The 383-nt window shown below is 65.3% G+C and carries 1 protein-coding gene; it reads left to right on the top strand.

The genetic code is table 11. The features are described 5' to 3' along the window. The coding region (gene tssI / locus QMX98_RS35130; protein ID WP_282412100.1) for a type VI secretion system tip protein TssI/VgrG at positions 1–383 on the top strand (383 nt) is incomplete at both ends.

Genomic DNA, 383 nt, shown 5'->3' with positions numbered 1-383 from the left:
AAAACGTCACCAGCGACGTCACCCACAACAAAGACGATTTCCATCAGGGCTACCGCAACACCTTCCTTGCCACCCCGTGGGACGCGCACTTCCGCCCTGCCCTCGAACACCCGAAACCGAAAGTCCTGGGCAGCCAGACCGCCATCGTCACCGGCCCGCCCGGCGAAGAAATCCACTGCGACCAATACGGCCGCGTCAAAGTGCAATTCCACTGGGACCGCGACGGCCAGGCCAACGACACCACCAGCTGCTGGCTACGCGTCGCCACCGGCTGGGCCGGCAGTGCCTACGGCGGCATCGCCATCCCGCGCGTCGGCATGGAAGTCCTCGTCACCTTCCTCGAAGGCGACCCCGACCAACCGCTGATCACCGGCTGCCTGTTC

Source organism: Pseudomonas sp. PS02303 (assembly GCF_029959925.1).
Taxonomy (GTDB): domain Bacteria; phylum Pseudomonadota; class Gammaproteobacteria; order Pseudomonadales; family Pseudomonadaceae; genus Aquipseudomonas; species Aquipseudomonas mandelii.
The sequence above is the reverse complement of the archived record's forward strand: the minus strand, read 5'-3'. Positions and strand labels throughout refer to the sequence as shown.